General features: G+C 47.6%; 17 protein-coding genes. 3 read left to right on the top strand and 14 right to left on the bottom strand.

The features are described 5' to 3' along the window. Positions 1 to 230: 230 nt before the first annotated feature. From AB1797_03620 to def, 7 genes are all read right to left on the bottom strand, one after another. Positions 231 to 776, bottom strand: coding sequence for a hypothetical protein (locus tag AB1797_03620; protein ID MEW5766702.1), 546 nt, complete (start codon positions 774 to 776; stop codon positions 231 to 233). A 1,244-nt stretch (positions 777 to 2,020) separates the two neighbouring features. After that, complete coding sequence (locus AB1797_03615; GenBank protein ID MEW5766701.1) at positions 2,021 to 3,127, bottom strand: polysaccharide deacetylase family protein; 1,107 nt, start codon at positions 3,125 to 3,127, stop codon at positions 2,021 to 2,023. A gap of 175 nt (positions 3,128 to 3,302) precedes the next feature. Next, on the bottom strand, positions 3,303 to 4,514 hold the full coding sequence (locus tag AB1797_03610; protein ID MEW5766700.1) for a glycosyltransferase family 4 protein: 1,212 nt from the start codon (positions 4,512 to 4,514) through the stop codon (positions 3,303 to 3,305). 108 nt (positions 4,515 to 4,622) lie between these two features. After that, complete coding sequence (locus tag AB1797_03605) at positions 4,623 to 5,009, bottom strand: retroviral-like aspartic protease family protein (GenBank protein MEW5766699.1); 387 nt, start codon at positions 5,007 to 5,009, stop codon at positions 4,623 to 4,625. An 87-nt stretch (positions 5,010 to 5,096) separates the two neighbouring features. Next, complete coding sequence (locus tag AB1797_03600; GenBank protein ID MEW5766698.1) at positions 5,097 to 5,330, bottom strand: hypothetical protein; 234 nt, start codon at positions 5,328 to 5,330, stop codon at positions 5,097 to 5,099. Between the two features lie 96 nt (positions 5,331 to 5,426). Beyond that, positions 5,427 to 6,272 carry an XrtA system polysaccharide deacetylase gene (locus AB1797_03595; GenBank protein MEW5766697.1) on the bottom strand — a complete coding sequence of 282 codons (846 nt, stop codon included), beginning with the start codon at positions 6,270 to 6,272 and terminating at the stop codon, positions 5,427 to 5,429. Between the two features lie 26 nt (positions 6,273 to 6,298). After that, positions 6,299 to 6,805, bottom strand: coding sequence for a peptide deformylase (def, locus tag AB1797_03590; protein MEW5766696.1), 507 nt, complete (start codon positions 6,803 to 6,805; stop codon positions 6,299 to 6,301). Between the two features lie 11 nt (positions 6,806 to 6,816). Here def and AB1797_03585 point away from each other — a divergent pair, with 11 nt between their 5' ends. After that, on the top strand, positions 6,817 to 6,939 hold the full coding sequence (locus tag AB1797_03585) for a hypothetical protein (protein ID MEW5766695.1): 123 nt from the start codon (positions 6,817 to 6,819) through the stop codon (positions 6,937 to 6,939). Between the two features lie 70 nt (positions 6,940 to 7,009). Here AB1797_03585 and AB1797_03580 read toward each other — a convergent pair whose 3' ends face one another. The 7 genes from AB1797_03580 to AB1797_03550 form a co-directional block, all read right to left on the bottom strand. Next, positions 7,010 to 7,510 carry a CBS domain-containing protein gene (locus tag AB1797_03580; GenBank protein MEW5766694.1) on the bottom strand — a complete coding sequence of 167 codons (501 nt, stop codon included), beginning with the start codon at positions 7,508 to 7,510 and terminating at the stop codon, positions 7,010 to 7,012. A 24-nt stretch (positions 7,511 to 7,534) separates the two neighbouring features. Further along, positions 7,535 to 8,140 (bottom strand): lysophospholipid acyltransferase family protein, encoded by a 606-nt coding sequence (locus AB1797_03575; GenBank protein MEW5766693.1) that lies wholly within the window; start codon positions 8,138 to 8,140, stop codon positions 7,535 to 7,537. Between the two features lie 75 nt (positions 8,141 to 8,215). Then, a complete protein-coding gene (cmk, locus tag AB1797_03570) occupies positions 8,216 to 8,938 on the bottom strand; it encodes a (d)CMP kinase (GenBank protein MEW5766692.1) in 723 nt (240 codons plus the stop codon). A gap of 290 nt (positions 8,939 to 9,228) precedes the next feature. Next, entirely contained in the window at positions 9,229 to 9,810 is a 582-nt protein-coding gene (locus AB1797_03565; protein MEW5766691.1) for a prepilin-type N-terminal cleavage/methylation domain-containing protein, read from the bottom strand. A 119-nt stretch (positions 9,811 to 9,929) separates the two neighbouring features. Continuing rightward, entirely contained in the window at positions 9,930 to 10,220 is a 291-nt protein-coding gene (locus tag AB1797_03560; GenBank protein MEW5766690.1) for a hypothetical protein, read from the bottom strand. Between the two features lie 108 nt (positions 10,221 to 10,328). Beyond that, positions 10,329 to 10,772 (bottom strand): hypothetical protein, encoded by a 444-nt coding sequence (locus AB1797_03555; GenBank protein MEW5766689.1) that lies wholly within the window; start codon positions 10,770 to 10,772, stop codon positions 10,329 to 10,331. A 47-nt stretch (positions 10,773 to 10,819) separates the two neighbouring features. Continuing rightward, a complete protein-coding gene (locus AB1797_03550) occupies positions 10,820 to 12,055 on the bottom strand; it encodes a hypothetical protein (GenBank protein MEW5766688.1) in 1,236 nt (411 codons plus the stop codon). Between the two features lie 315 nt (positions 12,056 to 12,370). Here AB1797_03550 and AB1797_03545 point away from each other — a divergent pair, with 315 nt between their 5' ends. Further along, on the top strand, positions 12,371 to 12,508 hold the full coding sequence (locus AB1797_03545; GenBank protein MEW5766687.1) for a hypothetical protein: 138 nt from the start codon (positions 12,371 to 12,373) through the stop codon (positions 12,506 to 12,508). A gap of 121 nt (positions 12,509 to 12,629) precedes the next feature. After that, a partial coding sequence (locus AB1797_03540; GenBank protein ID MEW5766686.1) for a hypothetical protein occupies positions 12,630 to 12,838 on the top strand: 209 nt, incomplete at its 3' end.

Below are 12,838 nucleotides of genomic sequence, written 5' to 3'. Positions count from 1 at the left end.
CCAAAAGGACCAAAGGGACCAAAAGGACCAAAGGGACCAAAAGGACCAAAAGGACTATTGGCTACTGGCTATTACCTATCGGCTATTGCCTATTAGTTATTGCCTATTGGCTATTACCTACTGGCTATTGACTATTGCCTATCGCCTATTGCACTTCTAAATCACCAGCCAGATGTCTGGGTCACTCCTCGGTGGACAAATCCCACGCGCCAGGCTGCCTGGGCCTGCTCTCAGGCTGCCACCGGGAGTTGTTCTTCTATTCGGCCTACCCGATTCTCTAACCGGCCGAATATCTCTTCTTCTCTCCGCTTTATTGACCTGATTTCAGCCTCTATCTCATCCTCTCTCCTCTGTATCTGCTCATAATGCCGGTGACCTATCGGCCTTTCTTCGCTCAACACCGAAACCACCTTGCTAAGCATAATCCCCATAAGAGCAAAAACGCCGCCTAATAGAGCTAAAATACCGCCTAACATTATATAGACATAATTAAACCTCTCCTCAACGCTGGCCTTCAAATCGTCAATCCTCTGATTGACCGCCTCAAACCTTTGATCGACTGCCTCAAATCTTTGATTGACTGCCTCAAACCTTTGATCGATGGCCTTAAACTTCTCTTCCAACATAACCTCTAATCTAAGCATTCGCTCCTCTAATCTACTCATCCGCTGCCCAAGGGTCATCTCGTCCTTTTCACCAGCCGCATAAGCCGGGCTGCCACAAATACCCGCGATTAAAGCTATCGAAAGAAATAAAGCCGCTAAAGCCGATCTCATCTTAATCCCCTTCCAAGAGCCAATAGCCCATTGGCTCTTTAACCCAAAGGGACCAAAAGGACCAAAGGGACTATTGGCTACTGGCTATTACCTATCGGCTATTGCCCCTCCCGGTCTATTCGTTTTTCTAACCAGCTTCTCACCAGAGAAGGCAACCCAGCGACTAAGCCTGCCCGGCCCCTCAAAGTAGCCGGACAAGCTTAACCGCCCTTAGTTAAAACCCATCCCGTCTCCCCCAGAAAAGCAGAGAGTATTTAACCGTTACCCCTTCAGGTAACCTTGGAAATTCCCGGATAAAATAATTCCCGGCTAAAATTTACCCCTTCCCCTTCGGGTAACCTTGAAAATTCCCGGATAAAATAATTCCCCGATAAAATCTACCCCTTCCCCTTCAGGTAACCTTGAAAATTCCCGGATAAAATAAACTGGCTGGGACAATGTTTGCTGGATCTAAAACTGTGTTTCATTGGTAGGATTAAATAAGCTTTGTTCATCGTTTCGGCCATTGGTTCAGTTTCGGGTTTCGATTTTCGGGTCTGGAAAAGGACGAAATCTCTAACCCAAAACTTATGCCTGCCCCCTCACGATGAACCAGGCCAATGGTTTCAAGCCTTGTGATACTATGCAAATAAAGAGACTGCACCCCTCTTTTATTTTGAATCCATATTCTACACTAAGAGCCTATCTTTGTCAACAACTTTTTTAAATTCGGTCTTAAAAATTCTATCTATACTATACTATAAATATCTCTAAAGGGCATATATAGTATTAGGGTCTACCCCTTATATACAATATATAGTATAAAACACCCCTTAAAAAGAAAAAAAACACGTACACTAATTAATTGTGATCCGTGCTCTATTCAAACGTTGGCTTATCATACACCAAAATCGATTTTTTGTCAACTATTTTTTGTTATGATTTAATAGAATAGAAGATAACTTACTGTCAATCAACGAATTAAGAGATGAGAAATGAGAGGCGAGAGGCGAGGGACGAGGGAAGAGAGACGCAAGACGACCGACGAAAAACCCGGAACCTATCCTGTCTAAACCGAAGTAAGACAAGCAAAGGGTCATCTTTGAACCATGCCCCAAATCCATTCCCAAATTTGCCATCCGAAATCTGGGGTGCCCACCAAGTGGGGGCGAAATCCGTAACCGTTCACCTCACCACGGAGACACAGAGACACTGAGAAAAATCTAAAATCATTCTCTATGTCTCTGTATCTCTGTGGTGAACGATTACCGAAATCCAATAAGCCACCCGAGAAACATCAGGAGAAATAGACCGGTGCTCAGACTAAATATGGCCACCAGTTTGTTTTTCCGGCTCTTTCGGAAGTGAGTAAAAGACCGCATAAGGGTATAGGGCATACCCGGATGAGGCACCAGGTCATCTTCGATTTCGGATTTTGGATGGCGGATTGCGGACATACTGATTGCGGATTTCGGATTGCGGATTTCGGATTCTAAATCCGCAATCTGTTTCATGGTGACCACCTCTATCCCCGGCTCGCCTTTGAGCCAGGCACAAAACTGGTCGAATTTCTTAATGTCCTTCCAGTCCGGTTCAAATCTGGTTCGATCCCTGTCCATCCTTAAAAAGGTAAAACTGTGCAGCAAGACCACCACGGTCTTCAAGCCTCTCTCCTTGGCCTGCTTAACCACTCGAATCATCTCAGGCAAAGAAGTCGTGTAGGGATCAAGGTTCCGGTAGCGCTTAAAGGAACCTAATTTTATTTCAGTAAAAATTGTGGGCGGTATCTCCACCACTCCATTAGCCGATGGCGAATGGCGGATGGCGGATGCCGCCATCTGCATTCCGCTGATTACTGATATGCCGTTTTTGGAGAGCGGTGGCGAGGTAAGCCGGCAATAAGGATACCCAAAGAAAAAAGAGGAATCGATCGGGATGGCGTTGGCGGCCAGGGCCTTCAAGGTATTAAAATCCGCTCCAAATGCTCCGGCCCGATGGGCAATGGGCGGTTCCCCCAAAAATTGGCAAAGCATCTCCTTGCCCCTTTTGATCAGCTCTATCTGCCTCTCCAAGGGATATTGCCACATAAGCCAATCCGAATATATCCAGTTAGGATGGGTATGGAGCTGAACATCATGGCCTGCCTCAGCTATATCTAAGCAGGTCTTTTTGATAAGGTCTGCCCCATAATGCTGGGCCTCAAAGACACTGACAAAAAAGGTAGCCCCCAGCCCATATTGATTACAGATAGAAATAATCTTTGGAATACCGAAGCACTCTTCCCCTACCCGGCCATAGACCATCTGTTCATAAGGCAAGGGCTTGCCTCGACGTTTACTGGATTCGGTGTCAACGGTGATTAAAACATACATTGGATTGCGGATTGCGAATCGCGAATCGCGGATCGCGGATTGCGGATCGCGGATTGCGAATCGCGGATTGCGAATTGCGGATTGCGGATTGCGAATTGCGGATCGCGGATTGCGAATCGCGGATTGCGGATTGCGAACATACCGATTGCAGATTTCGGATTTTGGATTTCGAATTCTAAATCCGTAATTCGCAATTCGCGATTCGCGATTCGCAATCCGCAATCTGATTGAATTCTATCATAACCTGCTCGGCTACCTTATCCCAGGTCCTTTCCCGGGCATAGCTAATTAGCTTTTCTCTATCCCAGTCTTTATTCAAGGCCTTCCAGATAGCCTCTGACAGGCTGCCCCGATCAGGAGGACTCTTTACCAGAAGGCCATAGTCTTCAGAAGTAATAATCTCAGGCACACCACCCACCTCAACAGCCGCCACCGGACAGCCGCAGGCTAATGCCTCCAGCAAGACATTAGGACAACCCTCCCGATAAGAGGCCAAACAGAAAAGGTTAGCGGCATTATACCAGAGATATAATTGAGTCTGTTCGCAAGCTCCAATAAGTTTAACCGAATCAATCAAGCCCAGGTCTCTGATTTGCCTTTCCAAACCCGGCCTGGCCTGGCCTTCACCTACAATAATTAAATTCACCTCTTTCCCTTTCTCCCTAACTTCCTTCACCGCCTCGATAATATGATGAATCCCCTTTGTCTTTATCAAATTAGCCACAGAAAGAATGACCAAAGACTCAGAGGACAATCCCAACTGCCTCCTCGCCTCCGCAGGGTTTACCGGATAAAATTTCTCTGAATCGACCCCATTAGGAATAATCTTCACCTTTTCAGGGCTAACCCCCAGATCAACTACTTTTCTCCCTAAATCAACGGAAACGGCAATAACCAGATCGGCTTCAACTAAAGCCCATTGAATCACCCTTCCCCGAAGTCTCTCCCGGCTAAAGAGGTTGATGTCCGTTCCCCGAACCGTGATACTTACCGGCACCTTCAAATATTTACCCAACAGTACCCCGGCCGCCCCGTCCGGATAGGCATAGTGCACATCCAGAAGATCAAAAGAAAAGGTCTGCCGAAGTCTTGAGATGGTTCTAACTACGGAAAGGAAATAAGCCACCCAGTGCAGGGAACGACCTATCCCTGGCCACAGAAAGACCGAGGGATGGAAAACCTCTAATTTTGGATTTTGGATTTCAGATTTCGGATTTCGGATTCTAAATCCGCCATCCGCCATCCGCCATCGACTGGGCCATCTGATCGGAGCCACTACCTTAAGCTCACATAAATGGCTCATGGCCTTTACCCGTTCGCGGACAAAAAGGCCCAAATGCGGTTGTTTCGGGTTGGGGAAAAGGGTGGTTAGGGTAAGAATCTTCATTGGCCAATAATCACGACCTCCACGCCTTGGTAACTGATAGGCTGAAGGCTGAAGTTCAATAGCCTTCAACCTTCAGCCTATCCATCTGAGTAGTAGTTACAAGGGAAGCTACTTCAGATCAAGATGCTTTACATAGATAAGACGGTGGCCGAGCATATCCACGGCGGCTTGAGATTGTTCGAGCACGATATAACCGAGGAGAGGCTCGTACTTCCCGTCCTCCGGTTTCATGTCGACAAACACGACCTCAGTGAAAATAGGCCGGAAGCCTTCAATCTGGATTTGCACCGGCCCGCAGGCTGTCCCTCTCAGTAAGGACTGATCGGCTGTCTCCATCTCAACGGTTCCAAGCTCGCGAAGCTCACCCAGACGTGCACGCCACGCCTGGGGCAAAATCATATGGGAAGCCCCCGTATCGACAAGGGCGTCGCATTCAACTCGGCTTTCTGGATTCAACGGATTCTCCACCGTGACGTGCGATACAATTCTTCCCACTCCAATCACCTCCTCTTAACCAGAGAACGCTCTCGGATAAAATTGAGCGTTGATTTTAGTATAATTACAGTTACTTATGCTTACGCTTTACCCCCTCACCCTAACCCTCTCCCCCAAGGGGAGAGGGAACTTTTTCCAGGTTACCGCCTTGGCCGGGTAATCGTTCCAGAGGCGGACAGGGATAAATCCTGTCCCTACCACATATACCTTGAATGTCCGTAGGGACCCCTTGTGGTTGTCCGTCACCGGATGATGTATGTTCAGCATCGTATTACTGCTGATATTTTTATCCGAAAATCTTCCCAGAGAGGTATGGTTCATCGTTTCGGCCCTGGTCTCAGTTTCAAGTTTCGGGTTTAGAAAAGGGCGAAATCTCTAACTCGAAACTTAGGAATGACCCAAACGATGAACAATACCTCATCCTCCAATCCGCAATCCGCAATCCCCAATCCCCAATATCTCTTTTACCGGCGCGAATTGGAAGTCTTCCAGGAGCCTTCTGAATTTAGCCTCGGTCTTATCCAGATTAACATAATGCCTGAATCGGCTTAATCCGCCTATGGGCTGCTTTGGCTGGTCAGGATCAAATTCCCAGGGATGAAGGTAAAAAATAACCGGCTGCCTCTCTCGATCATTAATCCTGTTTATGGCCCATCTGGTGATCGGATAGGGTAAAAGCCGAAAATAGCCTCCTCCGGCCATAGGGAAATTCATTCCCCCTATCTTTAAAGTAGATATGGGGAATTCATAGAAGTCATCTCTTATTTGATGAGGAAACCGGGGGAAATCAGGAATGCCATATCGGTCGTGATGGATAGGAAAGATGCTGGAATCATATTTCAGCCCGGCTTCGATCAGGACATCTAAGGCCCACCAGGAGTTGCGGGTAATCGAATAAGAAGGCGCCCGATAACCTAAAACAGGTTCTCCAGTAATGCCCTCTAAGAGGTCGATTGATTTTTCAATATCTTCTCTGAATTCATCCTTTGATTGATTGTAAATAAGTTGATGGGCATACCCATGGCTGGCAATTTCATGGCCCTCAAAGGCTATCTCAGCCACCAGAGAGCGAAAATGCTCGGCCACCCAGCCTAAAATGAAAAAGGTGGCCTTGACTCCCGCCTCTCGCAGGATGTTGAGGATTAGCCGGGTATTCGGTTCCACCCGGCACTCGTAGAGCGACCAATCTTGGCGGCTAACAATCGATTCGAAGGCCGAAACCTGAAAGTAATCTTCCACGTCAATGGTCAGGGCGTTAAGCATGATTTGGGATGGCTGATTTATTCCCCTTATTTCTTCCGGCGACGGGCTTCTTTAAACTGTGTCAGAAGGAAATTTCTCTGCTCTTTATCCATCCTATCAATAAAGAGGGTGCCGTTTAAATGATCAATCTCGTGTTGGATAACCCGGGCAAAGAGGTCCGTAGCCACCATTTTCACTTCTTTATTCTGCAAGTCCCAACCTTTAAGGATCAAACGATGTGCCCGCTTCACTTCACCCTTCATTTTCGGAAGGCTAAGGCACCCCTCTTCCTGCACCGCCTCCCCCTCAGCTTCAATTATTTCCGGATTGACCAGGGTAATGAGTTCCTTTGACTGCTCCTGATTTATCCCCAGGACAATAATCCTTCGACCGACTCCAACCTGGGGCGCAGCCAGACCGATCCCATGATAAGACTCCATAGTGAAGGCCATATTAGCGGCCAAATCATAAAGCCTTTGGTCTATTTGAGTCACCGCTTTGGCTTTTCTCTTAAGAATAGCGTCACCGTAAATATTAATAGGAAGAATAGGCATAATTAAAACAGGTGGATAGGCTGAAGGCTATTGAACTTCAGCCTTCAGTCTTCAGCCTTCAGCCTGTAATGCTGCTTCGTAACCGTTCAGCACATGATGCTGGATGCTCGATGCTCGATCTTCGATGCTGGTAAAGGATCCAGTATCCAGGATCGAGCATCGAGCATCGAGTTTGTGCCTTAGTGGCTGAACGCTTACCTTGGATTATTCTCCCGCAATAAACCGAACCAGGTCAGCCTTGCTGATAATCCCAACTAACTTCTGATTGGAAACAACCGGTAGAAGATGAATCCGCTTTTGGGACATAATAGTAGCTACCTCAGCTACGGCAGCCTGGGGAGAGACGGCAATTACCTGCCTGCTCATTATATCCCCCACCTTATCGGCTACCATCTTCCGCAATTTCTCTTCAAAGTGCTTCGGGCTTTCCAAGACAAGAAAGGAATCTAAGATGGTAAGGACAGAAGGGAGGTGAAGATTTGTCTCCTGGTGCACCAGGTCGGCTTCAGTAACAATCCCGATCAGGCGGTCTGAAGAATCTACTACTGGCAATCCGCTGATCTTATATTTAACCAGAAGTGAAGCCACTTCCTTGACCGACATGTCAGGCCGGGCCGTAACCACTTGCCGAGTCATAATGTCTTCAGCACAAACAAATTTCGAGTTCGGGGCACCCGCTTGCGGGTCGTTGGGTTTCGAGTTCATTTATATCTCGCTCCTTGGGAAGTTTCACAGTCTCCCGATTTCTTCCATAACAGTATCGACTACTTGCTGATAGCCCTCTTTACCCTCAGGTACTTTCTCCAGAAGCACAGGCGGCCCGAATTTAACCTCCACTGGTTTAGGACGGATAAAGAATGCCCCGCGAGGCAAGGCAAGCTCTGACCCTCTAATTCGGGCCGGAATTATGGATAGGGCACACGACTTTTGAGCCTGGCTAATAATTATGCCTGCCCCTGGTTGCCCTCGACCTAATTGGCCATTATGACTGCGAGTCCCCTCAGGAAAAAGAAGAAAGGCCTGGCCCTCTTTCAGAATATTAACCGCCCTCATTATGGCCTTCCGATCAGCAGATTTACGTTTCACTGGAAAGGCATGGAGACTTCTGAGAACCCAGGCAAAAGGCGCAAATTTGAAAAGCTCGGCCTTGGCCATAAAATTTAATTGACGGCCCCTGACCGCCACCCCCAGTAAAGGAGGATCAAGATAGCTAATATGATTGGAAGCAATCAAAACCGGTCCGCTGGGGGGGATATTTTCCTCCCCGACTACCTTGAGGCGAAGGATCAATCTAAATACCAGCCCGAGAATAAACTGTATGATTCGGTAAGACATAATCAGATAATCGGTAATCGGTAATCAGTTGCTTCACTTCCTTTTGACTACCGATCACCGATCACCGATAGCCAATCACCTTTTTCCTCTTTTAACCATCAACTCTTCACTCTTAACTCTCAACTTTTCAACTACCTCCTCAATCCCCAGTTCAGTGGTGTCTATCAGAAGAGCGCCTTCGGCTAACTTCAAGGGGCCGCTCTGGCGTCCTTTGTCCTTCTCATCCCTCAATTTTATCTCTTCTTTTAGCCTTTCCGGGTCGTGTTCTTCTGTTAGTTCCTGACTTCGACGTCTGGCCCGCTCCGCCAGAGAGGCGTCAAGGTAAAATTTCAAGTCAGCCTCAGGAAAGACCACCGTCCCAATATCTCGTCCCTCCATAACGATGCCGCCACTATCGCCCATTTCTCTTTGAAGCGCTACCAGGCAAGCTCGAACGCCGGCGTTGGCAGCTACCTTCGAAACATTTGCCGTCACTGGGCCGGTTCTTATCTCCTGAGAAACATCTTCGCCATCAAGGTAGAGCCGGCTATCCTTGAAATCTATCTTCGTTTCCGAAAGAATCGCCACTATCTCTTCACCTGAAAGGTCTACGCCTAACCTGAGGCCTTTCAGGGTAACAGCGCGATACATGGCGCCGGTATCTACATATTTATAGCCCAGCTTCTGGGCCAATATCCTGGCGGCCGTGCTCTTGCCTGACCCGGCCGGGCCGTCAATGGCAATAATTAGTTTCGAGTTCGGGGCATCTGCTTGCGGGTCGTCGAGTCTCGGGTCCGTCTGTCTTTGCTCATCAGACACTCCACCATCCTCCCTGACCGTTATCCGTGCCCGCTTTTTTCTCCGTGTCCGTTCTTCCCTCTTTCGGACACGGATCACGGCTAAAGAGCCTTGGTATCTTAGTAACAGCCCTCGGTGTAGATCTCCTATTTATTCTACATGAAGTGAAAAGATTTGTCAATTAATTTCTAATGACATCCAGGTGAAATTGTGAGAGACTTGGGTCTGGAAGGTTTTAGTTTTAAAGAAGCATGCCCAGAAAGAGCCGGAATTTGCCGAGGTGTTGAGGAGAGAAGAGGTTTAGTAAACAGTTACAGGTTTCGAGGGGCCACTTTGGTGGTCAAAACGGCATCAGGCTGGCCGTCGCCATTAATGTCAGTCTTTATCTCCACCTGTATCTGACGAATAACAGATGGGTCTCCAATAGGGAAGGCCAGCGTATCACCATTGCCGTCAAAATAGGTGAATTGCAAGCCATCAGGATGCAGGATGTGATCAGCAATAACAGCGCTTCCTTGGGTATCTGCTCTCTGGATGCTCGCGGTAGTAGCCAGTGAGACAGGCTCCAGATAGGAATAATCGATAGTATTAATAGTCACTCCACTGGTGTCAGTTATGTCAAAATTAATGGAATCTTCATCGGCCAAAGTAATCTTGCCCGCCCGCCTCAGTTCGTCAATCAGGCCGGGATTTCTGGGATTGGTCAATTCTCCGTCCATAGCGAATCTGACGATCTGGACCGCGCGTGACTTATTTTCTCCTTTTAACGAGGAGAACAGTCCTGAAACAAAGAAGGTGTATATACTTAAGACCATCACCAGCAGGATGGCGGTGCTAATAATTACCTCTATTACGGTAAACCCTTTATCACTTTTAATCGTATTATAGCCCATCCGAAAAACCAGCTCCCCTTAATCTACCTGAAATCTGATCTTCCCCCTCCCGATTTCGGATTTCGGATTTCAGATTCTAAATCCGCAATCCGCAATCCGAAATCCGCATTGAATAGGTCTTACTTCGTCACCACAACCGTGTCCACGCCACCGTCAGGCAAGGTGATGACAAACCAGGTATCACCGTCGTTTTTTACAGCCTCCTTAAAGGCAGCGACATCTTCATACCGCCAGATGCCTTGTTGTATCCCCCCATCAGCCGTGTGGAGACGTCTGAGGTAATATTCATCCACCTTGGCTCTCCTGGACTCAGAAATGGTCAGGAGCAAATAAGCGCTCGCTAAGCCCATTATCGCCACCATAATTATCAGGGCCACTACCAGGGCTATTCCTCTTTCGGATTTAAACATTCTTCATCCCCCTCTGGATTACAGATGGTCGATGGTGAATGGAGAATTCTAAAAGCCTATCCCAAAACTTCTGCCACATCCGCCTTCCGCCATCGCCAATCTGCAATTTTATTGGAATATATCGGTCTGTAGGGCTCTCTCTCGTGATTGATTATTTTCCAGCCAATCTACTTTTACCTCTATCCTCGCATAATCGGTATCCCCTGGATCGCCATCAGCCGGATCATCAATATATTCTATGGTAGTAGTCATCGTGGCGGGTAGATCGTTACCTATAGTAGTGGACTCCGGATCAGCGTATGGCACTCCCGGACCAGTTATCCCCGCCACCGTCATAATAGTGTCGATGTTACCCCGACCGAGGGCCTTAAGTTCCTCTATCTTCTTTTGCGCCATGTGGTTAGCTTCGAGGACCTGTTTAGTGTTAACCGTGGAAACTGCCCCCTGATAAAAGATGGTGGCGGCAGCCAGAGCCACAAATAATAGGATCACCGCCGCAATCACCGTTTCGAGCAACCCTACCCCTCTTTCATACTTAGGAAATGGTGCCATCTTAAATACCTCGTAACTCTCAGTCGAATTAATCCGCCTCAGCGCCTTCAAAAGAGATGCCAGAATTTCGGCGGAATGTGTTGTTCCAGATTCCCCTTATATTCTTCCCAGTAAATAATAGTAGCTGTGCTCGGCTTGTAGTAAGCTTTCACCAACCTCCTTATCCCGCCCTGGTCGACCACAGAGATGATGGTTATAGGAGAACCTGAAGGAATATTCTCGATGATGTGTATCTTCCCCTGATGAGTGAGATATAAACTATCACCAGCAAAATCAATACCCCATTGATTCCCACTCAGACCCTCAGGTTGAAGAAGTAGATCCTCGCAGACATTCACCGGCTCACCCCAAGGGGCATCTAAGCTCTTCCTGGTGGTTATAAAGACGTCCCAACCACCATCTCTTTTAGAGAGAAAGAACATAGTCAGGCCATCCGCCGAGATAGCCGGATTTTCATCCTCCCCGCCATAATTGAGGGGTGAGCCGCCCCGGTCTACATTATAGTCATCTAAATTCTTCAAGTTAGTAAAGGGCTCGCTAAGTGAGTTCCTGGTGGCAATCCAGATGTCTCTATCACCCTCTCGCTCGGTAGAGATGTAAAGCTCCAGTCCATCCTTGGATATCTCCGGATCGCCATCGGTGGAACTCCCTGAAGAGTTTAAATTTCCACCGCCCAATTTTTGATTGTAGTAGTCTATATTCACCGCCGGCCCCCATTTACCCACACTCCAGGAGCCAAAGCTGCTGCCCCAGTCATCATGATAAGCCTTATAAAAGGGATCATCAGGATTAGTAAGTTGGCTGACATCTGTAAGTTTGAGGGATATCCAAATCTTGTTAGCATAATTGGCGTCAGGATTACTCGGCTTTCGCTTGTCCTCCCAGACAAGGATAGTTCCATCCCCGTTAATAGCCGGAGGCCAGTTGTTAGCCGCCGTATTAAATTGATTCTTCCTGGCTAACCCTGACACCTGAAACCCATTCATATTTTGCGGCACACCCCATTCCTCATCTTTCGAGTTTCGGGTAGCAATCCATAGATCAAACCCCCCCTGGCATCCGATGTTATGATGAGCCGGATCGCAAAAGATCATCGTCAACTCATCCTCCGTGGCGGCTATGGTGTTGCCTGTATTATAATCGTCTAATTCATCGATTATTTCAGGCTCCAGTCCTTGCCAGTCGGCTGGATCTGTGCTGATCGGACCAGCCGAGGCTACCCCGGATAAGCCAAACAGTAACGTCAAGGGGAAAATAAAAGTCCTCACCAAGGTTTTAAACATTGAACCCACCTCCTGATTGCGGATTTCGGATTCCGGATTTATCTTGTTTGTAACTAGTCAGCCACTAAGACACAAAGGCAATAGGGGGGAATGCCCTATTGGTTATTGGCTATTGGCTCTTTAACCCAAAAGGACCAAAAGGACTAAAAGGACTAAAATGACCAAAAGGACTAAAAGGACTAAAAGGACTAAAAGGACTAAAAGGACCAAAAGGACTAAAAGGACTAAAAAGGACTAAAAGGACTAAAAGGACTAAAAGGACCAAAGAGACTACTGGCTATTAGCTATTGGCTATTAGCTATTGGCTATTAGCTATTGGCTATTGGCTATTGGCTATTAGCTATTGGCTATTGGCTATTGGCTATTAGCTATTGGCTATTGGCTATTGGCTATTGGCTATTAGCTATTGGCTATTGGCTATTAGCTATTGGCTATTGGCTATTTGGCTATTAGCTATTGGCTTCTGGAATCTTAGTGCCTTCGTGTCTTAGTGCCTTCGTGTCTTTGTGGCTGAGCAGTTACTCTTATTGTAAGCGTTCAGCCACTAAGGCACAAACTCGATGCTCGATGCTCGATCCTGGATACTGGATCCTTTACCAGCATCGAGCATCGAGCATCGAGCATCGAGGATCGAGCATCGAGCATCGAGCATCGAGCATCGAGCATCGAGCATCGAGCATCGAGGATCGAGCATCGAGCATCGAGGATCGAGCATCGAGGATCGAGCATCGAGGATCGAGCATCGAGGATCGAGCATCCAGCATTATGTGCTGAACGGTTACC

The sequence above is a fragment of the bacterium genome (assembly GCA_040753085.1).
In the GTDB taxonomy this organism is placed as follows: domain Bacteria; phylum UBA9089; class JASEGY01; order JASEGY01; family JASEGY01; genus JASEGY01.
The sequence above is the reverse complement of the archived record's forward strand: the minus strand, read 5'-3'. Positions and strand labels throughout refer to the sequence as shown.